Below are 22,283 nucleotides of genomic sequence, written 5' to 3'. Positions count from 1 at the left end.
CGAAACGTGGGGTTCGACATGCACCCGGCCGGTTCCGACCGGCCCACCCGCGGCGGTGGTGCGGGCTACCGTGATCGGCGTGACGGGGAGTGATTCGAAGATCAGCGACAGGGTGCCGGGGCTGCTCCGCGTGACCGCGGCGCTGAGCTGGCGGTTCGTGGCCGTGGTGGCCGCGCTCTACGTGGTGTTCCACGTGGTCGGGTTCCTGGCCACGATCGTCATCCCGACCGGTGTGGCGCTGCTGCTGGCCGCGCTGCTGTCGCCCGCGGTGTCGCAGCTGACCAGGGCGGGGATCCCGCGCGGGTTGGCCACCGGGGTGGTGCTCGTCGGGGGCATCGCGGTGGTCGGCGGTGTGCTCACGTTCGTCATCACCGAGTTCTCCAAGGGCCTGCCCGACCTGCAGGAGCAGGTCAGCGCGAGCCTGGACACGATCCGCGGCTGGCTCAAGGACGGACCGCTGCACCTGAGCGACCTCCAGCTCCAGCAGTACCTCGACCGCGTGGTCGAGACGGTCAAGGAGAACCAGTCCGAGATCACCTCCGGCGCGCTCACCACAGCGGCCACCGTCGGCGAGCTGCTGACCGGGCTGATCCTCGCCCTGTTCACGCTCATCTTCTTCCTGCACGACGGCGACGGCATCTGGCGGTTCCTGATCCGGGTCGTGCCGCGCGACGTACGCGGCCGGGCCGACGTGGCGGGTCGGCGCGGGTTCGCCTCGCTCGTGTCGTACGTGCGGGCGACCGCGCTGGTGGCCGTGGTGGACGCGGTCGGCGTCGGCATCGGCCTGTGGATCGTGGACGTGCCGCTGGTGGTGCCGCTGTCGGCGCTGGTGTTCCTCGGCGCGTTCATCCCGATCGTCGGCGCGGTGATCACGGGTGCGGTGGCGGTGCTGGTGGCGCTGGTGGCCAACGGGCCGATCCAGGCGTTGATCATCCTGGCCGTGCTGATCGGCGTGATGCAGCTGGAGAGCCACGTGCTGCAGCCGCTGCTGCTGGGGCGCGCGGTGAAGCTGCACCCGTTGGCCGTGGTGCTGGCGATCACGACCGGGTTGGTGGTCGGCGGCATCGCGGGCGCGCTGCTGTCCGTGCCGCTGTTGGCGGTGCTGAACTCGGGGATCAGGTCGTTGCTGTCGGAGTCGGACAAGGACGTGTCGCCGCGCGAGGTCGACGTGCTGGAGCCGCAGGAGAGCGGACCGGTGGACACAGGTGGGGAACGTATCGAGGACATCGACGACGGCGAGGGTCCGACGGCCGAGCACAGCGGCAGGCGGTAGGGGTCAGGCCATCTCGACCAGGTTGCGGCCGTAGCCCTTGGCCGCGAGCAGGGCGGAGTCGGCGGCCACCAGCAGGTCCGGCAGCTCGTAGCCGAACCTCTGGGTGGTCGCCACGCCGATGCTCACGGTCAGCCCGGTGAGCAGGTGCTCCCGGCCGTCCGTGCCGACGGTGGGCACGGCCAGGTCGGCGACGGCGTGCCGCACGCGTTGGGCCACGGCACGGGCGACGGCCGGTTCGGCGTCCGGCAGCAGCACCACGAACTCCTCGCCGCCGAAGCGGCCGACCAGGTCGCCGCGCCGGACCGTGCCGGTCAGCAGCAGGGCCACCGCGCTGAGCGCCGAGTCGCCCGCCAGGTGGCCGACCTCGTCGTTGACCCGCTTGAAGTGGTCGAGGTCGAGCAGCATCACGGCCATCGGCCGGTCGCGCACCCGTGCCTTCGACAGCTCGTAGCGGGCGCGGCTGTCCCAGTGCACGGCGTTGGCGAGGCCGGTCTTCGCGTCGCGTTGGGCGGAACGCCGCCACTGCGGCAACTGGGCGGCCCGTTCCAGCAGGGCCAGCGGCGGTCCGGCCATCAGCGCGTGCACCGGGGTGGTGATGGCGGCGAAGCCCATCAGGCCACCGATGCTCACCGCCACGATGCCCAGCACCACGTCGATGGGCTCGCCGACGACCTCCTCGCCGGGCGCGTGCGGGCTGCGCAGCTTCAGGCCGAGCGCGATCAGGCCCGCCCGGAGCAGCAGCAGCACGGTCGCGCCGAGCACCATGACCACCAGGTCGGTCCTCGGCTCGGCCCAGCCGATGGCGTAACGGGTGGCGAACACGGCCAGTGTGGTCGCGGACAGGGTGAACACCCAGCGGTGCGACTCGGGGCGCTGGGTCAGCACGCCGTGCAGCGCGGGCCCGAAGAGCAGCACCACGCCAAGGACGCAGTCGCGCCGTGGTGGCCGGAGAATTCCAAGGAAGCTTACGCGTCCGGATTGGCGAACCTGGCAGCCGCACTGGGCAACTGGAAGGCATCCGTCAGCGGCACTCGGAGCGGCCCAAAGGTGCGATCCCCGAGGTTCAAGGGCAAGCGTCGGGCGATGTCGTGCCGGTTCACCACCGGCGCGCTCGGTCTGGTCGACGGCGACCGGCGGCATGTGCGGCTCCCCCGCATCGGCACGGTCCGCACCCACGAATCGACGCGGAAGCTGGCCCGCAGGGTCGAGGCCGGTACCGCTCGCATCCGCTCGGCAACCATCTCGTGTCAAGGTGGTCGCTGGTTCTGCTCGTTCTCGGTCGAGGTCCACCGTGCCGATCCGGCACCGATTCGGCCGGTCTCGGTGGTGGGCGTCGACCTCGGCGTCAAGTCGCTCGCGGTCCTGTCCACCGGTGAAGTCATCGCCAACCCGAAACACTTCGAAACAGCCTTGGGACGGCTGCGCCGCCTACAACGCCAAGCCTCCCGCCGCACCGGCCCCGATCAACGCCTCCTACAAAAACCCTCACGACGCTGGTCGCGCACACATGACCGGATCGTGAGGTTGCACCGCGCCGTAGCCAACGCCCGGCGTGATGGTCTGCACAAGCTCACCACCCACCTCACCGCGACCCACGGCACGATCGTGATCGAGGACCTCAACGTCGCGGGGATGCTGGGCAACCGGCGACTGGCCCGGCACGTCGCCGGCGTCGGCATGGGTGAGTTCCGCCGTCAACTCCACTACAAGACCACCTGGCGAGGCGGACGGCTGCACGTCGCCGACCGCTGGTACCCCTCCTCCAAGACCTGTTCGGCCTGTGGCGCGACGAGGACCAAGTTGCGCCTGTCCGAACGGACCTTTCGCTGCGGCGAGTGCCCACTGGTGCTCGATCGCGACCTCAACGCCGCCCGCAACCTCGCCGCGCTCGTGGTCGAGATCGTGGACGGCGGGTCCTCCCCGAGTCGCGGGGCGACGGTAAACGAGCCCGATGGAAACCCACGTCAGACCCGTGTCGCGCGGGCAACGGGTACCGCCACGGGAAGACCCACACCACCCGGTGCGGGCCAACGCCGCCGCCGCAAGGCGACGGCTGCCTGAACTGAGCACTCGACGGTCTGTGCTCGCATTTCAAGTAACGGTTAGCCGGGCCACTCCGACACGGCAAGATTGGGGCCGAAAGGAGCGCAGCGTGCACACACAGCCGGCCGACCAGGGGACAGCGGCCATGGAAGACCCGGTCGCGCACCTCTGGCGGGGAACAGCAGCGCTACGCGTAGTGACGTTCCTGTTCGCCTTCGGCAACGTGATCGTCGAGCGCGACGACTACGAGCGACCGTGGCTGGCGTGGGCGGCGGTCGGGGCGATGGCCCTGTGGTCGGTGATCACCATCCAGGCCTACAGCCGGGAGAGCGGTCGCCGGACGTGGGTCGTGGTGGCCGACGTGGCGATCACGTGCGGGCTGATGTCCCTCTCGCCGCTGATCATGACGGATGCTCAGTTCCTGTTCAACGTCCCCCTGATCACCACCATCTGGGCGGCGTGCCCGCCGGTGGCGGCCGGTGCGCTGGGCGGGCAGGTGGCCGGCGCGGTGTCCGGGTTCGTGGTCGGGTTGAGCACCTACCTCAACCGCGGCGGCCTCACCGTCGACCTGGTGCGCGACGTGGTGTTGCTGGCGGGCGCCGGTCTCGTGGTCGGCATGGCGTCGTCCACGGCGCGCCGCTCGGTGGTGCGGCTGGCGCAGGCGTTGCGGACCGAGGCGGCCACGGCCGAGCGCGAGCGGCTGGCGCGGTCCATCCACGACGGTGTGCTCCAGGTGCTGGCCCGGGTGCGCAAGCGCGGCACGGAACTCGGCGGCGAGGCGGCGGAACTGGCCGAGCTGGCCGGTGAGCAGGAAGTCGCGTTGCGGTCCTTGGTGGCCGCCGCGCCGACCGAGTCCACCGTGGACGGCGACGCGGACCTGCGGCCGGCGCTGCAACTGCTGGCCACGTCCCGGTTCCAGGTGTCCACGCCGGCCACGCAGGTGATGCTGCCCGCCGCGACGGCGTTCGAGCTGACCGCCGTGGTGCGCGAGGCGCTGTCCAACGTGGACAAGCACGCGGGCCCGGACGCGCGGGCGTGGGTGCTGTTGGAAGACCTCGGCGACGAGGTCGTGATCAGCGTCCGCGACGACGGCCCCGGCATCCCCGAGGGCAGGCTCGCGACCGCCGAGGCGGAAGGGCGGATGGGCGTCGCCCAGTCCATCCGGGGCCGGGTGGAGGCGCTGCGTGGGACCCTTGAGCTGCAGACGGGGCCGGGGGAGGGCACCGAGTGGGAGGTGCGGGTCTACAGATGAGCGTGTCCGTGATGGTGGTGGACGACCACCCGCTGTGGCGCGACGGTGTCGCGCGTGACCTGTCCGAGCGCGGTTTCGAGGTGGTCGCGACCGCCGGTGACGCCGCCTCGGCGGTGCGGATCGCCCGCGCGGTGCGGCCGGACGTGGTGCTGATGGACCTCAACCTCGGCGAGACGACGGGTGTCGAGGCCACCACGATGATCACCGGGTCGCTGGAGGGCACCCGGGTGCTGGTGCTGTCCGCGAGCGGCGAGCACAGCGACGTGCTGGAGGCGGTGAAGGCGGGCGCGTCCGGTTACCTGGTGAAGTCGGCGTCGGCCGAGGAGCTGGTGGAGGCGGTGAACCGGACCGCGGCCGGTGACGCGGTGTTCACCGCGGGGCTGGCGGGGCTGGTGCTCGGCGAGTACCGGCGGATGGCCGCGACGCCGGACGACGACAAGCCGCAGCTCACCGAGCGGGAGACGGAGGTGCTGCGGCTGGTGGCGAAGGGGCTGACGGCGCGGCAGATCGCGAACCGGCTGGTCATCTCGCACCGCACCGTCGAGAACCACGTGCAGTCCACCCTGCGCAAGCTGCAACTGCACAACCGCGTCGAGCTGGCGCGGTACGCGATCGAGCACGGGCTCGACGTCGAACCGGAGGGCTGAGCCATGACCGACCCCAAGGACTTCCGGGTGTCCGACGCCGAGCGCGAGCACGTCGTCGGCCTGTTGCAGAAGGCGATCGGCCGCGGCCTGATCACGCTGGACGAGTTCACCGAGCGCACCGACGTCGCGCTCGCCGCCCGCACCCGCGGCGAGTTGAACGCGGTGCTGCTCGACCTGCCGGGCATGGTGCACAACGAGCAGGTGCTCGCCGTGCCCCAGGACCGGCAGGAGCTCAAGTCCACCATGTCGACGGTCAACCGCAAGGGCAGCTGGACCGTGCCGCGGCAGCTCCTCGTGCGCAACCGGATGGGCACGACGGACCTGGACTTCCGCGACGCGTCCATCCCGCACGCGGTGGTGGACATCGAGCTGAACGTGACCGCCGGGTCGGTGACGCTGGTGCTGCCGGAGGGCGCGACGGTCAACGCCGAGGGCGTCGAGCTGGCGGCGAGCGAGCTGTACGACAAGGTGGGCTCGGGCGCGAACGGCCAACCGCACTTCATCGTGCACGGCAAGGTGCGCGCGGGGACCTTGGAGATCAAGAAGAAGAAAAAGAGCCGCTGGCGGCGGAACGCGTGACGGGCGCCAGGACCGCCGCCTGACGCCGTCGTGCGGGGCGACCGCCGGCCGACGAGGATCGTGGCGTGCACTGCCTCGTCACCGGCGCGACCGGCTACCTCGGCGGACGGCTCGTGCCCCGGCTGCTCGCCGCGGGCCACCGGGTCAGGTGCCTGGTCCGCGACCCTGGTTGGAGCTGCGGGTCGCGGCGGTGGACGGCGGGTCGGTGTACCGGCAGCGGGCGGTGTTCGTGCCGCGCGGGCTGGCCGGCACGTGTACTGGTGGCTGGTGTGGCCGTTCCACGGCGTGGTGTTCGGCGGCATGGCCCGCAACATCGCCAATGAAGCTGAACTAACGAGTGAATTCAGAAAGTCCTGATGGACTGCACAACGGGCCAGGAGCACACTCGCCCGCATGAAGGCACTGGTCAAGGCGACCGCCGGGCCGGGGCTGTCGTTGACCGACGTCCCGGACCCCACCCCCGGTCCCGGTGACGTCGTGGTCCGCGTGCTGCGGACCGGCATCTGCGGCACGGACCTGCACATCGACTCGTGGGACGAGTGGGCCGCGCACAACATCGCCGCGCCGCTCGTGCTCGGCCACGAGTTCGTCGGCGAGGTGGTGGAGGCCGGACCGTCGGTGACCGGCGTGAAGGTCGGCGACCTGGTCAGCGGCGAGGGCCACCTGGTCTGCGGCACGTGCCGCAACTGCAAGGCGGGTCGGCGGCACCTGTGCGCCAACACGCGCGGCCTCGGCGTGCACAGCGACGGCGCGTTCGCGCAGTACGTGGTGCTGCCCGAGCAGAACGCCTGGGTGCACCGGGCACCCGTGGACCTGGACGTGGCGGCGATCTTCGACCCCTTCGGCAACGCCGTGCACACCGCGCTGTCGTTCCCGGTCATCGGCGAGGACGTGCTGATCACCGGCGCCGGTCCGATCGGGATCATGGCGGCGGCCGTGGCCAAGCACGCGGGCGCGCGCAACGTCGTCATCACCGACGTCAGCGAGCACCGGCTGGAACTGGCCCGCAAGGTCGGCGTGGACCTCGCGCTGAACGTCGCCGAGCGCACGATCGCCGAGGCGCAGGCCGAGTTGGGCATGTCCGAGGGCTTCGACGTCGGCATGGAGATGTCCGGCAAGCCGGTCGCGCTGCAGGAGATGATCGGCAACATGGCCCACGGCGGGCGGGTGGCCATGCTGGGGCTGCCCGCCGAGGAGTTCGCGGTCGACTGGAGCAGCGTCGTGCTCAAGATGCTGCACATCAAGGGCATCTACGGCCGGGAGATGTTCGAGACCTGGTACTCGATGTCGGTGCTGCTGCAACGCGGCCTCGACCTGACGCCGGTGATCACGCACCGGTTCGACTACACGGCGTTCGACGAGGCGTTCGCGACGGCGCGCGAGGGCAAGTGCGGCAAGGTCATCCTCGACTGGACGGGAGCTCACTGATGTACGGCGCGATGCGCGAGGACCTGAGGGCGGGCCTGGACGAGATCCGCGCGGCCGGGCTCTACAAGGCGGAACGGGTGATCGGCACGCCGCAGAGCGCCGCCGTCCGCGTCGGCTCCGGCGCCGAGGTGCTGAACTTCTGCGCCAACAACTACCTGGGCCTGGCCGACCACCCGCGGCTGGTCGAGGCGGCGCACGAGGCGTTGGACCGGTGGGGCTTCGGGATGGCCTCGGTGCGGTTCATCTGCGGCACGCAGGAACCGCACAAGGAGCTGGAACGGCGGCTGTCGGAGTTCCTGGGCACCGACGACACGATCCTGTACAGCTCGTGCTTCGACGCCAACGGCGGCCTGTTCGAGACGCTGCTCGGCGCGGACGACGCGATCATCTCCGACGAGCTGAACCACGCGTCGATCATCGACGGCGTGCGGCTGTCGAAGGCACGCCGGTACCGCTACCGGAACCGGGACGTGGACGACCTGGAGCGGCAGCTCAAGGACGCCGCCGACGCCCGCTACCGGCTCATCGCGACCGACGGCGTGTTCTCCATGGACGGCTACCTCGCGCCGCTGGACGAGATCTGCGACCTGGCCGAGCGGTACGACGCGCTGGTCATGGTGGACGACTCGCACGCGGTCGGCTTCACCGGGCCGAACGGCCGCGGCACGCCCGAGCTGTTCGGCGTGCAGGACCGGGTGGACATCGTCACCGGCACGTTGGGCAAGGCGCTGGGCGGCGCGTCGGGCGGCTACACCTCGGGGCGGGCGGAGATCGTGGAGATGCTGCGGCAGCGGTCGCGGCCGTACCTGTTCTCCAACTCGCTGGCGCCGTCGATCACCGCCGCCGCGCTCGCCGCGCTCGACCTGCTCAGCTCGTCCGGCGAACTGCTCACCAGGCTGCGCGAGAACACCGCGCTGTTCCGGTCGCGGATGACCGAGGCCGGCTTCGACCTGCTGCCGGGCGAGCACCCGATCATCCCGGTGATGATCGGTGACGCGGCGGAGGCGTCCCGGATGGCCGACCTGCTGCTGGAGCAGGACATCTACGTGATCGGCTTCTCGTACCCCGTCGTGCCGCACGGCAAGGCGCGGATCCGGACGCAGATGTCGGCGGCGCACTCGACCGACGACGTGAACCGCGCCGTGGACGCGTTCATCGCGGCCCGTGACCGGATGTGAGCCGTCACTTCTTGCCGCTGGTGCCCCAGATGCCGGCGAACAGGAGCAGGATCGCGGACACCAGGATCGAGAGGGTCACGACGACGCCGTTCATCTCCAGCTCGCCCGCCCGGACGCTGGGCACGAGGAAGCCGAACACGACCAGCACGAGCAGGCCGACGCCGGCGATGACCGTTTCGGTGGTGCGGAGCGAACGCATGGCTCTTGGTACCGCACACGCGCCGGACACGCACGTCGTGGCACTGTGCCCGTGATCGACCCACGACGGCTGCGGGTGCTGCGCGCGCTCGCCGACCACGGCACCGTGACGGCGGCGGCGCAGGCACTGCACCTCACGCCGTCGGCGGTGTCGCAGCAGCTGGCCGCCCTGGAGTCCGAGGTGGGGCACGCGCTGCTGCGGCGGCGGGGACGGCGGGTGTCGTTGACCGCCGCCGGCGAGCTGCTGGTCCGGCACGCCAACGCGGTGGCCGCCGAGCTGGAACGGGCGCAGGCGACGCTGGCCGCGTTCGCCTCCGGCGCCACCGGGCGGGTGGAGGTCGGCAGCTTCGCATCGGCGATCACGCAGGTCGTCGCGCCCGCGCTGGCCGCGCTGCGGGTGTCCGCGCCGGACGTGACGCTGCGGGTGCGCGACGTGGAGGGGCACGCCAGCGTGCCGTTGCTGCTCGACGGTGAGATCGACCTGGCGATCACCGAGGAGTACCGGCTGCGCACCGACGACCGGCGGCTGACCCGGTTCCCGCTCTACACCGAGCCGTTCGACGTGGTGCTGCCGGCGGAGCACCCGCTGGCCGGTCGGGCGGACGTCGACCTGGCCGACCTCGCGGACGACGACTGGGTCGTGCCGCTGCCCGGGAACCCGGTGCGCGACGTCGTGCAGCTGGCCTGCGAGCACGCCGGCTTCGCGCCGCGGATCACGCACACGTCCGACGACTTCCGGGCGGTCGGTGCGTTGGTGCACGCGGGCGCGGGCGTGGCCCTGGTGCCCCGCAACGCCGTGCGCGGTGTGCCGGTCCGCGGCACGGCCCCGTTGCGGCGCGTGGTGGCGGCGGTGCGGCGGGGCAGCGAGGAGCACCCGTTGATCAAGCTCGTGCGCGATGCCCTGCTGGACGCCGTCGCCTAGACCCACCACCACGCGAGGTCGCGTCGAGCGTTCGCGACTCATTTTCCGGCGATCACGCTTTTCGATCGCCGGAAAATCAGGCGCGAACGCTCGACTTCCCGGCGACCGAGCCTGCCATCTGCGGAGCAGGGGCAATTCAACACAGTGCGCGGGCGGCAAGCTTCGCTGAGGCCGGGTCCGCTGCGGCCACCGCGCCGCCGGCCGCCAGCTGGCACAGGTCGAAGCTGGTGGAGGCGAGTTTCGCGCCGACGCCCGCCAGCGCCGTGTGGTTCATCGACAGGCTCGTCACGCCCAACCCGGTCAGCACGCACGCCAGCAGCGGGTCGGCGGCGGCCTCACCGCACACGCCCACCGGCTTGCCCAGAACCGTGCCCGCGTCGCCGACCAGCTTGACCAGCCGGAGCAGGGCGGGCTGCCACGGGTCGTTGAGCGCGGCCACGGCGCCGACCTGCCGGTCCGCCGCGAACACGTACTGCGCCAGGTCGTTGGTGCCGATCGAGACGAAGTCGACCACCGCCAGGATCTCCTGGGCGACCAGGGCCGCCGCCGGGACCTCGATCATCACGCCCGCGCGCCGGATACCAGCCGCACGGGCCCGTTCCACGAACCACGCGGCCTCGGCGGCGGTGGCAACCATCGGCGCCATCACCGACACCTCGGCGTCGGTGTCGGCGGCGGCCAGGGCGATCGCTTCGAGTTGGCGTTCCAGCACGTCGGGACGGTCGAAGGCGACCCGCAGGCCGCGCACGCCCAGCGCCGGGTTCGGCTCCGGGTCCGGTGCGAGGAACGGCAGCGGCTTGTCCGCGCCCGCGTCCAGCGTGCGGACCACCACGGGCTTGCCCGCGAACGGCGCGAGCACCGCCGCGTACGCCTGGCGCTGCTCGTCCACCGACGGTTCGACGGCGGCGGACAGGAAGCAGAACTCGGTCCGGAACAAGCCGACGCCCTCGGCACCACCGGCCGCCGCGGCGACCGCGTCCGCGGGCGAGCCGACGTTGCCGAGCACCTTCACCCGGTACCCGTCGCGCAGCACGCCGACCCCGTTCCACTCCGCCCGTCCGGCGACGTGCGCGGCGCGGACCGTGCCGTCGGAGGCCTGCACCACGCCGGTGTCACCGTCCACGAGCAGGGCGGGCACGTCGAGGTCCAGGATGCCGCGGCAGGCGACCACGGCCGGGATGCCGAGCGAGCGGGCCAGGATCGCGGTGTGCGAGGTGGGGCCGCCCTCCTCGGTGACCAGGGCCAACACCTTGGCCGGGTCCAGCCCGGCGGTGTCGGCGGGCGCGAGGTCGCGGGCCACCAGCACGGACGGCTCGGGCAGCGGCGGCACGCCGGGCGCGGCCACGCCGAGCAGCTCGGCGACCAACCGGTCCCGCACGTCGCGGACGTCGCGGGCGCGTTCGGCCATGTACCCGCCCGCCGCTTCGAGGGCGGTGATGAACCCGGCGGCGGCCTGGTGCACGGCCCGTGCGGCGGGCAGGGAGTCCCCGGTGACCAGCTTCTCGGCCTGGGACAGCAACGCGGGGTCGGCCGCCATCGCCGCCGTCGTCTCCAACACGTCCTTCGCGTCACCGCTCGCCGCGGCGGCCCGTGCCTGCAGACCGGCCACGACGATGTCCGCCGCGGGCCTGATCCGCGCGGCCTCGGCCACCGGATCGGTCGGCGCGGGCCCCGCCGGCGGTTCCCCCAGCGGCTCGGCGACCCGGACCACCGGCCCGGACGCCCGCCCGGAACTCACCCCGACACCACTCAGCCGCGCACTCGACATGGTCTAGACCATACCCTCAGCTCGACGGGACGTGAAGGACAAGCCAACGCCACCGAGCCCCATCGCGCTACCCAACGGCCTGGTCCAACGTCGGGTACGACGGTTGCGCGCCCGCCGAAGTCACCGACAGGGCGGCCACGCGGGCGGCGAACCGGGCGGACTCCTCCAGCGACCGGCCGGACGACAGGCCGACCGCCAACGCACCCGCGAACGCGTCACCGGCACCGGTGGTGTCCACAACGGACACTTCAGGAGCACGCACCTCCACCACACCGGACGTCGTGACGACAGCCGCGCCGCGCGCACCCAGCGTGACCACAGCGGATTTCGGCCCCAACCCCAGCAGCCCCTCGAACGACGGCGCCAGCGACGCCGCCTCGTGCTCGTTCACGATCAACGGGTCCAACAGGGCCAGCGTCTGCGCCGGCACCTCGACCACCGGCGACAGGTTCAGCACCGGCCGGACGCCGCGCGACGCCGCCTCCCGCACCGCGTGCGCCACCGCCGGCACGGGCACCTCCAGCGAGCACACCAGCACCGAGACGTCGTCCCACCTCACCGCCTCCACGTCGGACACGCCCACGTCGGAGTTCGCGCCGGGTGCGACGACGATCGAGTTCTCCCCGTCCGGCGTCACGGTGATGTACGCCAAGCCGGTCGGCCGCGACGACGTGCGGACGAAGTCGGTGCGCACACCGGACGAGGACAGCGACCCCCGCAGCAGCTCCCCGTACTGGTCCGCGCCCACGGCACCGACGAGCGCCACCGCGGCACCCAGCCGGGCAGCGGCGACGGCGGTGTTGGCGCCCTTGCCGCCGGGCAGGACGACGGTGTCGCCGCCGAGCACCGTCTCACCGCCGACCGGGCGGCGAGGAACCGTGACGACGAGGTCCGCGTTGGCCGAACCGAGCACGAGAACAGTCACGACAGAAACTCTGCCAGGTCCGGGCGTGACCGGTTCGGTACCCGGATGAGTAGTGGTACGGATTCCGGATACACCGGATCGCGGCGATTCTGGTCACATGACCGGTACCGGGCAGGACCCCCTGATCAGGCTGGCAGACGAACTCGGGCACCTGGGCCGCCGCCTGGAGGCGGTCGGCCAGGAGCTGCACCGCGTCGGCAGCGCCCAGCCGGTGGCGACGTTGGACCGGGCGCCCGTCGACCCGGCCGCCACTGGTGAACCGACCGCACCCGCGACCGGTCAAGCCGCGCACGACCGGACCCGGCCGATCACGGCAACCTCCCCGACGACGAGCCGATCGACGCCGACCACCGCTCCTGCCGCGAGCCCTCCGACCTCCCAAGCCGTCACGGGCACGCCGGCCCCGGCCCAGCCGACCGCGCCCCAGCACACCGGTCCCGCCCCGCAAGCCACGCACCGGCCCACCGGTCCCACCACCCAGGCACCGTCCCACCAACCGAACCCGGCCGGGTACGCCGCAGCCCACCAACCGCCCCAAGGCACTTCGGGTTGGGGCGCACCCACCCCTTACTGGACGCCCACCCCTCCGCCACCGCCCGGCCCCACCCTCTTCGACCGCCTCAGCAAGGACGGCGCGGGCAGCAAGTTCCTCGCCTGGGTCGGCGGCGCGGTCACGTTGCTCGGCGTCGTCCTCCTCCTCGTCCTCGCCGTCCAGCGCGGCTACCTCGGCCCGCTGCCCCGCGTCCTCGGCGGCGCCGCGCTGGGTGGCGTGCTGGTCGGCCTCGGCCTGTGGCTGCACCGCACCCCGGCCGGCCGCACCGGCGCGTTCGCCCTCGCCGCCACCGGCATCGCCGTGCTCTACCTGGACGTCATCGCGGCCACCTCGATCTACGAGTACCTGCCCGAGGGCGGCGGCCTGGCCGCCGGTCTGCTCATCGCGGGCGCCGGGCTGCTGCTCGCCCTGCGCTGGGACTCGGCCACCCTCGCCATCGGCGTGGTCGCCGCCTGCGCCGTGTGCGCGCCCGTCCTCACCGAGGGGTTCACGCCGCTGCTCGTCGCGTTCCTGCTGGTCCTGAAGATCGCGGCGAGCCCGGTGCACCTCAAGCGCGACTGGCCGTGGCTCGCGGTCACCGCGGGCGTGCCCCCGCTTCTCGCCTCGGTCCTGGTGATCGGGAGCACGGACGAGTACACCCTGGCCGGGATCTCCTTGCTGGCCGCCGTGATCGGTGTCGCCGCCGCCGTCCTCACCGTCCACGTCCGGCCCGGTGACATCACCGCGCTCGCCCTCGCCGTCGGCTCGCCGATGCCCGCCCTGCTCACCACCGCCGTGCTCGACCGCTACCTCGGCGCGGGTGTCGCCGGCGCGGTCGCCGTGCTGATGCTGGCGCTGTGGGCGGTCGGGCGGCGGTCGTTGCCGAGGAACTTCAGCGCGGCGGCCGGCGCGGTCGGCGTGTTCGCGTTGTTCCAGGCGACGGCGCTCGCCCTCGACGGCAGCACACGTGCCGCCGTGGTGCTGGCCGAAGCCCTGGTGCTGGCGTTCCTGGCCAAGGTCCTCGCGTCACGGGGTCCGCTGGTCGGGTCGCTCGCGTTCGGCGGCATCGGTTTCCTGCTCACCGTCGCGTACGCGGTGCCGCCGCGGCTGCTGCTGGACGAACCGTGGCGTGTGGACAGCGCCGGGTTCCTGGTGTCCGGCATGCTGACCGCGCTGGTCCTCGGTGTGCTCATGGTCGTGCTGCCGTGGGTGGCGACGAGCCTGCGCGTGCTGGGCAGGCACCCGTTCCCGTGGATCGCGGCGGGTGTCGTGCTGCTGTACGCGGCGGCCGGGGTCGTGTTGTGCGCCGCGCTGTTGGTGTCGCAGGACGTGACCGGGTTCCTCTTCGGTCACTCGATCGTGACGGTGTCGTGGACGGTCGCCGCGCTGGTGCTGCTGGTGCGCGGCATCGACCGGAAGTCGCTGCGGGTGGCCGGGTTGGTGCTGGTCGGGGCGGCGGTGGCGAAGCTGCTGCTGTTCGACCTGGCCGCGTTGGACGGCATCGCGCGCGTCCTCGCGTTCATCGGCGCGGGCCTCGTCCTCCTGACGGCGGGCACCCGTTACGCCAAGCTGGTGGCAACTCGACGAATTTCGGCTGATTCGTAGCTCTCGGGATCCAAAACGGCCCGGGCTGCGTCAACCTGGTGGTAGAGGTTTACGTCGTCGGGGTACGACCACCGGTGCTCCGGCACCGGCAGGGGTCCGGCGTCGGTCGTTTCGCCCCCCGAGCGACCGGCGCCGGGCGCACCGCCGCCGTTGCCGCCCGTCCCGCCGCCGCGGGCGGCAGCCAGGCCGGACGACCGGGAAACCCCACATCACCCGGTCCGGCACAAAAGGCACTCGCACGTAGGACGACGGTGGAACCCGACCGCGCGGCGGTGTTCCCATCGAGCCATGTGGGGACGACGACGCATCGCAGCCCTGGGCACCGCCGCTGTCCTCCTCGCCGCCGCACTCTCCGCCGCGGGTCAGGACCGCCCGCACATCGTCACGGCCGCAGGCACACCCGTGCCCAAGGCGTACGTGATCGCGCGCGACGGCCACGTGCAGGCCCTCGACACGACCGACGGCCGGGTCCTGGCGAGCGCGAACACCGGCGCGTGGACCACGGGCGCGGCGGTCGGGCCGGGTGGTCGCCGGGTGTACGTGGTCAACGGCTGGGCGGGCGTGATCGCGGCCGTCGACCCGGTGGCGGGCAAGGTGGTCGGCCGCATCCACACCCGCGCGCGACTGGCGCAGGCGGTGCTGCGCCCGGACGGCAAACGCCTCTACGTCACCGGCGGCGGCGCGGTGGCCGTGGTGGACCCGGTGACGTTCCGCCTGGTCGCGGCGATCAAGGCGGGCGGCCAGCCGCAGGGCATCGCGGTCACGCCGAACGGCCGCCGGCTGTACGTGGCCAACGCGCAGGACGGCACGGTGAGCGTGCTCGACACGGCGACCGCCACCCCGAAGACCACGATCGACGTGGAGGGCATGCCGCAGCACGTCGCGGTCAGCCCGGACGGTGCCGCGGTCTACGTCAGCTCCCTCGACCCGGGCGAGGGCGCGGGCACGGTCTCCATGATCGACCCGCACACGGACGAGCTGCGCTGGTCCACGCCGGTCGGCAAGGGCGCCGGCAGCATCGCGGTCACGCCCGACGGGCGGCGGGTCTACGTCGCGCTGAACCGCCGCGTCGCCGTCGTCGACACCACCACCCGCACCACGAAGGCGTTGCGGCTCAAGGCCGGGACGCTGGCCATCCCGCCCGGCGACCGCCGCGTGTTCCTGTCCACCGGCAACACCGTGACCGTGCTGGACAGCGCCGACCACCGGGTGACGAGCACGTTGCAGCTCAGCGGCCTGAACGACGAAGGCCGCGGCTTCACGGCCACGGCCATCGCGTTCGAACCCCTCGATCTCTCCTAGCTGGTGCCGCTAGACGGGCTGCGGCACCTTCTGGTTGCCGTCCTCGCCCGCGGTCTCGTCCTCCACCGGCGCCTCGTCGTGGATCGCCATCCGCTCCTGGATCCGCCGCAGCGGCCCCGGCGCCCACCACGCGGCGTCGCCGAGCACCTTCATCACCGCGGGCACGAGCAGCATCCGCACCACGGTGGCGTCCAGCGCGAGCGCCAGGATCATGCCGACGCCGACGAACCGCATCATCGAGATCTGGGAGAACGCGAACGCGCCGGTCACCACGATCAGCAACAGCGCCGCCGCCGTGATCACCCGCCCGGTCTTCGCCAGGCCCGCCGTCACCGCCTCCTCGGTCGACGCGCCACGGCCGCGTGCCTCGACCATCCGGGACAGCAGGAACACCTCGTAGTCGGTGGACAACCCGAAGACCACGGCCGCCATCAGCACCACGATCCCGGACTCCAGCGGCGCGGGCGTGACGCCGAGCAGCGACGCACCGTGCCCGTCCTGGAACACCCACACCAGCACGCCGAACGTGGCCGACAGGCTCAGCGCGCTCATCACCACGGCCTTGATCGGCAGCAGCACCGACCCGAACGCCAGGAACATCAGCACGAACGTGGCGCCGACCAGCAGCAGGATCATCAGCGGCAGCTTGTCGGCGATGGCGTCGAGGCTGTCGGTCACCATCGCGGTGCTGCCGCCGACGAGCACTTCGTCACCCGGCCCGGCCAACGCGCGCACGTCCCGCAGCGCCTGCTTGGACTCGTCGCTCAGAGCGTCCTGGTCCAGCCCGGCGTTGATCAGCCACACGCCGTTCGCGGGCTCGGCGGCGACCTGCGCCTCGCCGACACCGGGCACCGCGCCGACGTCGGCGACGAACGCCTGCACGTCGGCCGGCGACGGGTCGCCGGTCACCACGATCTTGAAACCGGAGTTGGACAACGCGGCGAAGTCGGTGTTGATCGTCTCGGCGGCGACGCGGGCCGGGTTGCCCTCGGGCAGCACCTTCTCGGTGACCTCGCCGAACTTCACGCCCAGGAACGGCGAGCCGAGCGCGAGCAGCACCAGCACGATCGGCAGCGCGAACAGCACCGGGCGCTTCATCACCCGGGCGGCCAGCCTGCGCCAGCCACCCTCGGACGGCGCCTTCTTCTTCCGCCACGGCAGCGCCAGCTTGTCCACCCGGTGGCCGAGGACGGCGAGCAGCGCGGGCAGCAGGGTCAGCGACACGATCGCCGCGATCGCCACCGCCGACATGCCGCCGTAGCTCAGGGACTTCAGGAAGCCCTGCGGGAACAGCATGAGCCCGGCGAGCGCGATCACCAGCAGCGTCGCGGAGAACAGCACGGTTCGTCCCGCCGACATGACCGTCCGGCGCACGGCGTCCGGTGTGTCGCGGCCCGCGGCCAGTTCCTCCCGGAACCGGCCGACCATGAACAGGCCGTAGTCGATCGCCATGCCGAGGCCGAGCAGGCTGGCCACGTTGACCGCGAACGAGTTCACGTCGGCGACCAGCGAGACGGCGTGCAGCACGCCGAGCGAACCGGCGATCGCCAGGCCACCGACGAGCACCGGCAGCGAGGCGGCGACCAGGCCGCCGAAGATGATGATCAGCAGCACGAGCACGATCGGCAGCGACACGGCCTCGGCCTTGGTGAGGTCGGAGGCGGACATGTCGTTGATCGCCTTCTGGGTGGGCACCAGGCCGCCGACCTGCGCCTGCAGCCCGTCGACCTGGAGCTGGTCGGCGATCTGCTCGTACTGCTTGAGCTGGGTGTTGTTGTCACCCGAGCGCAGGGTGATCACGACGAGGGACTTGCCGCTCTCCGGTGACGGCACCGGCGGCAGCACCTTCAGCACCGCGTCGGTCGGCAGGTCGGCCAGCTCGGCGGAGATCCGCTGGAGCTGGGCCGGGTCGGTGGTGTCGTAAACCGCGAGGACGTCGCCGCCCTGACGGCCGAACGCGTCCTGCGCGACCTCGTTGGCCCGCGCCGCCTCGCTCGTCGGCGCTTCGTAACCGCCCTGGCTGAGCCGGTCGAACACGCCGAGGCCCCAGATGCCGCCGACCACCGCGAGTGCCACCGTGGCGATCAACACCACCCACCTGCGGCGGTACGCCAGCGATCCCCACTTCGCGAACACGCGTCCTCCCAGGCAGGTGGGTTACGGTTGCGTGAATGGCGTCAACTACGTAAACACCGTTCACTGACTCGTCCCGAAGTTATACCCGGGTGAACACCGTTTACAACCTGATTGGGTGACTATGACCGAGGCCACTCGCCGCGAGCGACTACGGGTGGAGACCGAGCGGGACATCCGACGACAGGCCCGCGCCCTACTCGTGGAACACGGCCGGGACGCCGTCACTCTGCGTGCCATCGCTCGCGAAGTCGGCATCACCGCCCCCGCGCTGTACCGGTACTACGACTCGCGCGAGGACCTGCTCCGCCGGCTCGCCGAGGACATCTGCACCGACCTCGCCGCGGAGCTGGACGCCGACCTCTCGGGCATCGACGAGGACGACGTCAGCGCGCAGGTCTACGCGGTGTGCCGCGGCTTCCGGCGCTGGGCGCTCGCGCACCCGCAGGAGTTCACGCTGGTGTTCGCGTCCACAGAGGACACCCTCGGCTCGTGCGCCCCGGACGAGGACCGCAGCCAGGCCGGCGACCAGTTCGGCCGGGTGTTCCTCGAGGTCGCGGGCAGGTTGATCGCGAGCCACCCGCTGCCGGACGACCTCGGCGACGACGACGTGCCCGCGGAGCTGCACGCCGACCTGGCCGCGTTCCAGCAGATCCTGCTGGCCACCGTCAACGACCGCGGCGTCGCGGTGGACGAGACCGTCCTGCCGCTCGGCGCGGTCTACCACATCACGCAGTCGTGGGTCCGGATCTACGGCCACGTGGCCCTGGAGGTCTTCGGCCGCTTCCCGTTCGCCGTGTCCAACCCCGAGCCCATGTTCGACTCGATGCTGGCGCAGATCCTGGGCGAGATGGGTTTTGGTCACCTCCCGCAGCCGTGACGTGCGACTTCCGGGCATACCTGCTGGGCCGTTCGAGGGCTTTTCGTCCCCGCGGCGCAACCGGTGGCGCCCGGGCGGGGTTGCATGTGGTGGCCGCACGGCGAGAACTTCTCGGGGCGGGGGGATGGTGGCACGGAAGAGTTCGGACAAGGGGTCCGGTGGCGTGGCGTTAGTGGCCGCGGTGCTCGTCGTCCTCGCGGGCGCGGGTGGCGCCGGTGGCGCGGCGCTGAACTCGGGCGCGAGCGGCGGTGGCGGTGCCGCTCCCGTCGAGAGCATCAGCGTCCGCAAGTGGGACGCCAAGCGCGCGGCACGGGGCGGTGACGCCGCGGGCGCGATGAGCCACCTGGGTGTCGGGATCAGCAAGCAGGCGGTCAAGCAGGAGCTCGACTGCCTGGCCAACTCCTTCGGCCAGGTGCGCGACTTCTTCGCGCGCACGCCGTGCACCTCGCTCGACCGCCTGCTGCTGGCCGTCGGCGACCAGGCCGGGAACGCGGCCGTGGTGTCCGTGGTGTGGGTGACGTTCCCCGGCCGCAACCAGGCCCGGCAGTTCGACCGGGTGATCGACGTCGCGGGCTCCGGTGACGTGCAGCCGTTGAGCGGCACGGTCGTCGGCCTGCCGGAGGTCCGGTTCACCGCCGAGCACTACTGGTCGGAGATCAAGGACACGACGATCACCATCGCCGAGTCCGAACCGGCGACCGGGCACGTCGAGCCGGACCTGCTCGACGCGATGACCGAAGTGGCCGCCCAGTTGCCGCGTCCGTGAACCCCGCTACAGCACGACGTTGACCAGCCGGCCCGGCACCACGATCACCTTGCGCGGCGTCCCGCCGTTCAGCAGCTCGGCCACCTTCCCGTCGGCCAGCGCCGCCGCCTCGATCTCCGGCACCGACGCCGACGCGGGCACCACCACGCGCGCCTTCACCTTGCCGTTGACCTGGATCGGGTACTCCACCGTGTCCTCGACCAGGTACTTCTCCTCGGCCGTCGGGAACGGCCCGTGCGCCAGCGAGTCGGTGCGGCCCAGCTTCGACCACAGCTCCTCGGCGACGTGCGGGCTCAACGGCGCCAGCATCAGCACCAGCGGCTCGGCCAGCACGCGCGGCGCGCCGCCCGGGAAGTGCTTGGTGACGTGGTTGTTCAGCTCGATCAGCTTCGCGCCCGCCGTGTTGTAGCGCAGGTTCGCGAAGTCGTCGTGCACGCCGGCGATCGTCTTGTGCAGCAGCCGCAGCGCTTCCTCGCCCGGGTCCTCGTCGGTGACCCTCGGCTCACCCGTGGTCTCGTCGACCAGGTTGCGCCACAGCCGCTGCAGGAACCGCTGCGCGCCGACGACGTCCTTGGTCGCCCACGGCCGCGAGACGTCCATCGGGCCCATCGACATCTCGTACAGCCGGAACGTGTCGGCGCCGTACTTCTCGCACATCTCGTCCGGCGTGACGACGTTCTTCAGGCTCTTGCCCATCTTGCCGTACTCGCGCTTGACCTCTTCGCCCTCGAAGAAGTACTTGCCGTCGCGCTCCTCCACCTGCTCGGCGGGCACGGGGGTGCCGCGCGAGTCGCGGTACGCGTACGCCTCGATGTAGCCCTGGTTGAACAGCCGCCGGTACGGCTCGTCACCGGACACGTGGCCCAGGTCGAACAGCACCTTCTGCCAGAACCGCGCGTACAGCAGGTGCAGCACCGCGTGCTCCACGCCGCCGATGTACAGGTCGACGCCGCCCGGGTCGGTCGCGCCGTGCTCGGCCGTGCGCGGGCCCAACCAGTACCGCTCGTTCTCGACGTTGACGAACCGCTCGGTCTCCGTCGGGTCCACGTACCGCAGCTGGTACCAGCACGAACCCGCCCAGTTGGGCATGGTGTTGGTCTCGCGCCGGTACCGCTTCGGCCCGTCGCCCAGGTCCAGCTCGACGGTGACCCAGTCCTCGGCGCGCGACAGCGGCGGCGACGGCTCGGAGTTCGCGTCGTCCGGCTCGAACGTCCGCGGCGAGTAGTCGTCCACGTCGGGCAGCTCGATCGGCAGCATCGACTCCGGCACCGCGATCGGCGTGCCGTCCTCGTCGTAGACGATCGGGAACGGCTCACCCCAGTACCGCTGCCGGGAGAACAGCCAGTCGCGCAGCTTGAACTGCACGGTGCCCTCGCCGCGGCCCTGCTCCTCCAGCCAGGCGATGATCTTCTTCTTGGCCTCGTCGACGTCCAGCCCGTCCAGGCTGACGCTGCTCTCGTGGCTGGAGTTCACCGCCGGGCCGGTGCCCGTGTACGCCTCGCCGTCGAAGTCCGCCGGCGGCTGCACGGTCCGGATGATGGGCAGGTCGAACGCCTTGGCGAAGTCCCAGTCGCGCTGGTCCTGGCCGGGCACCGCCATGATCGCGCCGGTGCCGTAGCCCATCAGCACGTAGTCCGCCACGTACACCGGGATCCGCGCGCCGTTGACCGGGTTCGTCGCGTGCGCGCCGGTGAAGACGCCGGTCTTGTCCTTGTTCTCCTGCCGGTCCAGTTCGGACTTGCGGGAGACCGCGGCGCGGTAGGCGGCGATCGCCTCGGCCTGCCCGTCGGACGCGATCACGTCCACCAGCGGGTGCTCGGGCGCCAGCACCATGTACGTCGCGCCGAACAGGGTGTCCGGCCGGGTGGTGAACACCTCGACGTCCACGCCGTCGTGCCCGGCGACGGCGAACTTGACCCGGGCGCCGTGCGAGCGCCCGATCCAGTTGCGCTGCATCGCCTTGATCTTGTCCGGCCAGTCCAGCCGGTCCAGGTCGTCGATCAGCCGGTCGGAGTAGGCGGTGATCCGCATCATCCACTGGCGCAGCGAGCGCCGGAACACCGGGAAGTTGCCGCGCTCGCTGCGGCCGTCCGCGGTGACCTCCTCGTTCGCCAGCACGGTGCCCAGGCCGGGGCACCAGTTCACCGGCGCCTCGGACAGGTACACCAGGCGGTACTGCCCCAGCAGCTTCTCCCGCTCCAGCCGGGACAGCCCGTCCCACGGCTTGTCCGGCGTCGGCCGCTCACCCGAGGCGAACTGCGCCTCCAGCTCGGCGATCGGCCTGGCCCTGCCCGCCGCCGGGTCGTACCAGGAGTTGAAGATCTGCAGGAAGATCCACTGGGTCCACTTGTAGTAGCCCGGGTCGATGGTGGAGATGCGCCGGCGCTCGTCGTGCCCCAAGCCCAGCCTGCGGATCTGCCGCAGGTAGGTCTGGATGTTGTCCTCGGTGGTCTTGCGCGGGTGCTGCCCGGTCTGCACGGCGTACTGCTCGGCGGGCAGGCCGAACGCGTCGAAGCCCATCGTGTGCAGCACGTTGCGGCCGTTCATCCGGTGGTACCGGGCGAACACGTCGGTGCCGATGAAGCCCAGCGGGTGGCCCACGTGCAGGCCCGCGCCCGACGGGTACGGGAACATGTCCTGCACGAACAGCTTGTCGGCGGGCACGTCGCCCTTGAGCGGCCCGACCGGGTTCGGCGCGTGGAAGGTGCCCTGCTCCTCCCAGTGCTGCTGCCAGCGCCGCTCGATGTCGCCCGCCAGCTCGGCGGTGTAGCGGTAGGCGGGCGTCGCGTCCGCCGCGTCGGTGCTCATCGGGATGTCCCTCTCCATCGGTACCTGCCCCTGACATGACGAAA

The 22,283-nt window shown here is 71.8% G+C and carries 18 protein-coding genes and 1 pseudogene; 13 read left to right on the top strand and 6 right to left on the bottom strand.

Translation table 11 applies throughout. From position 1 onward, the window contains the following. Nucleotides 1-79: 79 nt before the first annotated feature. Nucleotides 80-1,273, top strand: a complete 1,194-nt coding sequence (locus tag A6A25_RS35865) for an AI-2E family transporter (protein ID WP_083668938.1) — start codon at nt 80-82, stop codon at nt 1,271-1,273. A gap of 3 nt (nt 1,274-1,276) precedes the next feature. Here A6A25_RS35865 and A6A25_RS35860 read toward each other — a convergent pair whose 3' ends face one another. Beyond that, nucleotides 1,277-2,191, bottom strand: a complete 915-nt coding sequence (locus A6A25_RS35860; RefSeq protein ID WP_241829087.1) for a GGDEF domain-containing protein — start codon at nt 2,189-2,191, stop codon at nt 1,277-1,279. Between A6A25_RS35860 and tnpB the strand changes: the two genes are divergently transcribed. The 7 genes and pseudogenes from tnpB (at nt 2,162) to A6A25_RS35820 (ending at nt 8,400) form a co-directional block, all read left to right on the top strand. Next, complete coding sequence (gene tnpB, locus A6A25_RS35855) at nt 2,162-3,334, top strand: IS607 family element RNA-guided endonuclease TnpB (RefSeq protein ID WP_241829086.1); 1,173 nt, start codon at nt 2,162-2,164, stop codon at nt 3,332-3,334. The genes A6A25_RS35860 and tnpB overlap by 30 nt on opposite strands. Nucleotides 3,335-3,461: 127 nt before the next feature. After that, on the top strand, nt 3,462-4,568 hold the full coding sequence (macS, locus tag A6A25_RS35850; protein ID WP_073897866.1) for a MacS family sensor histidine kinase: 1,107 nt from the start codon (nt 3,462-3,464) through the stop codon (nt 4,566-4,568). Then, nucleotides 4,565-5,215 (top strand): response regulator, encoded by a 651-nt coding sequence (locus A6A25_RS35845; protein WP_073897864.1) that lies wholly within the window; start codon nt 4,565-4,567, stop codon nt 5,213-5,215. Before macS ends, A6A25_RS35845 begins: the two co-directional genes overlap by 4 nt. A 3-nt stretch (nt 5,216-5,218) precedes the next feature. Continuing rightward, on the top strand, nt 5,219-5,794 hold the full coding sequence (locus A6A25_RS35840) for a DUF1707 SHOCT-like domain-containing protein (RefSeq protein WP_073897862.1): 576 nt from the start codon (nt 5,219-5,221) through the stop codon (nt 5,792-5,794). A gap of 65 nt (nt 5,795-5,859) precedes the next feature. After that, nucleotides 5,860-5,919: pseudogene (locus A6A25_RS47005) on the top strand (hypothetical protein); the annotation flags it as partial. A 268-nt stretch (nt 5,920-6,187) separates the two neighbouring features. Then, complete coding sequence (gene tdh, locus A6A25_RS35825; protein WP_073897860.1) at nt 6,188-7,222, top strand: L-threonine 3-dehydrogenase; 1,035 nt, start codon at nt 6,188-6,190, stop codon at nt 7,220-7,222. Next, nucleotides 7,222-8,400 (top strand): glycine C-acetyltransferase, encoded by a 1,179-nt coding sequence (locus A6A25_RS35820; protein ID WP_073897858.1) that lies wholly within the window; start codon nt 7,222-7,224, stop codon nt 8,398-8,400. The genes tdh and A6A25_RS35820 overlap by 1 nt, the downstream gene beginning before the upstream one ends. 4 nt (nt 8,401-8,404) lie before the next feature. Here A6A25_RS35820 and A6A25_RS35815 read toward each other — a convergent pair whose 3' ends face one another. Next, nucleotides 8,405-8,599, bottom strand: a complete 195-nt coding sequence (locus tag A6A25_RS35815; RefSeq protein ID WP_073897856.1) for a hypothetical protein — start codon at nt 8,597-8,599, stop codon at nt 8,405-8,407. Between the two features lie 51 nt (nt 8,600-8,650). Between A6A25_RS35815 and A6A25_RS35810 the strand changes: the two genes are divergently transcribed. Then, complete coding sequence (locus A6A25_RS35810) at nt 8,651-9,520, top strand: LysR family transcriptional regulator (protein WP_073897981.1); 870 nt, start codon at nt 8,651-8,653, stop codon at nt 9,518-9,520. A gap of 136 nt (nt 9,521-9,656) precedes the next feature. Here the strand turns inward: A6A25_RS35810 and A6A25_RS35805 are convergent, their stop codons facing one another. Then, complete coding sequence (locus tag A6A25_RS35805; protein ID WP_073897854.1) at nt 9,657-11,288, bottom strand: phosphoenolpyruvate--protein phosphotransferase; 1,632 nt, start codon at nt 11,286-11,288, stop codon at nt 9,657-9,659. Nucleotides 11,289-11,355: 67 nt separating this feature from the next. Then, the gene (locus tag A6A25_RS35800; RefSeq protein WP_073897852.1) at nt 11,356-12,213 is read right to left on the bottom strand and encodes a ribokinase; all 858 of its coding nucleotides are present in this window, start codon (nt 12,211-12,213) and stop codon (nt 11,356-11,358) included. Between the two features lie 97 nt (nt 12,214-12,310). On the opposite strand from A6A25_RS35800, the gene A6A25_RS35795 reads away from it, so the two are divergent. Further along, on the top strand, nt 12,311-14,350 hold the full coding sequence (locus A6A25_RS35795) for a DUF2339 domain-containing protein (RefSeq protein ID WP_073897850.1): 2,040 nt from the start codon (nt 12,311-12,313) through the stop codon (nt 14,348-14,350). Nucleotides 14,351-14,638: 288 nt separating this feature from the next. Next, entirely contained in the window at nt 14,639-15,652 is a 1,014-nt protein-coding gene (locus tag A6A25_RS35790; RefSeq protein ID WP_073897848.1) for a YncE family protein, read from the top strand. Between the two features lie 9 nt (nt 15,653-15,661). Here A6A25_RS35790 and A6A25_RS35785 read toward each other — a convergent pair whose 3' ends face one another. Next, nucleotides 15,662-17,788 (bottom strand): MMPL family transporter, encoded by a 2,127-nt coding sequence (locus A6A25_RS35785; RefSeq protein ID WP_073897846.1) that lies wholly within the window; start codon nt 17,786-17,788, stop codon nt 15,662-15,664. A 121-nt stretch (nt 17,789-17,909) separates the two neighbouring features. Between A6A25_RS35785 and A6A25_RS35780 the strand changes: the two genes are divergently transcribed. Further along, entirely contained in the window at nt 17,910-18,665 is a 756-nt protein-coding gene (locus A6A25_RS35780) for a TetR/AcrR family transcriptional regulator (RefSeq protein ID WP_073897844.1), read from the top strand. Between the two features lie 163 nt (nt 18,666-18,828). Beyond that, nucleotides 18,829-19,431 (top strand): hypothetical protein, encoded by a 603-nt coding sequence (locus tag A6A25_RS35775; RefSeq protein WP_143193613.1) that lies wholly within the window; start codon nt 18,829-18,831, stop codon nt 19,429-19,431. A 6-nt stretch (nt 19,432-19,437) separates the two neighbouring features. Here A6A25_RS35775 and leuS read toward each other — a convergent pair whose 3' ends face one another. After that, nucleotides 19,438-22,239 carry a leucine--tRNA ligase gene (gene leuS / locus A6A25_RS35770; RefSeq protein WP_073897979.1) on the bottom strand — a complete coding sequence of 934 codons (2,802 nt, stop codon included), beginning with the start codon at nt 22,237-22,239 and terminating at the stop codon, nt 19,438-19,440. Nucleotides 22,240-22,283: the final 44 nt, after the last annotated feature.

Origin of the sequence: Saccharothrix sp. CB00851 (assembly GCF_001905065.1) — a bacterium.
Classification (GTDB): domain Bacteria; phylum Actinomycetota; class Actinomycetes; order Mycobacteriales; family Pseudonocardiaceae; genus Actinosynnema.
Note: the sequence above shows the minus strand (reverse complement) of the source record. Positions and strands in the feature narration are given on the sequence as shown.

Excerpts from the sequence above, each read along its gene's own strand:
- macS (WP_073897866.1), top strand. The coding sequence starts at position 3,462 with ATGGAAGACCCGGTCGCGCACCTCTGGCGGGGAACAGCAGCGCTACGC.
- A6A25_RS35845 (WP_073897864.1), top strand. The coding sequence starts at position 4,565 with ATGAGCGTGTCCGTGATGGTGGTGGACGACCACCCGCTGTGGCGCGAC.
- A6A25_RS35840 (WP_073897862.1), top strand. The coding sequence starts at position 5,219 with ATGACCGACCCCAAGGACTTCCGGGTGTCCGACGCCGAGCGCGAGCAC.
- tdh (WP_073897860.1), top strand. The coding sequence starts at position 6,188 with ATGAAGGCACTGGTCAAGGCGACCGCCGGGCCGGGGCTGTCGTTGACC.
- A6A25_RS35820 (WP_073897858.1), top strand. The coding sequence starts at position 7,222 with ATGTACGGCGCGATGCGCGAGGACCTGAGGGCGGGCCTGGACGAGATC.
- A6A25_RS35815 (WP_073897856.1), bottom strand. The coding sequence starts at position 8,599 with ATGCGTTCGCTCCGCACCACCGAAACGGTCATCGCCGGCGTCGGCCTG.
- A6A25_RS35805 (WP_073897854.1), bottom strand. The coding sequence starts at position 11,288 with ATGTCGAGTGCGCGGCTGAGTGGTGTCGGGGTGAGTTCCGGGCGGGCG.
- A6A25_RS35795 (WP_073897850.1), top strand. The coding sequence starts at position 12,311 with ATGACCGGTACCGGGCAGGACCCCCTGATCAGGCTGGCAGACGAACTC.
- A6A25_RS35790 (WP_073897848.1), top strand. The coding sequence starts at position 14,639 with ATGTGGGGACGACGACGCATCGCAGCCCTGGGCACCGCCGCTGTCCTC.
- A6A25_RS35780 (WP_073897844.1), top strand. The coding sequence starts at position 17,910 with ATGACCGAGGCCACTCGCCGCGAGCGACTACGGGTGGAGACCGAGCGG.
- leuS (WP_073897979.1), bottom strand. The coding sequence starts at position 22,239 with ATGAGCACCGACGCGGCGGACGCGACGCCCGCCTACCGCTACACCGCC.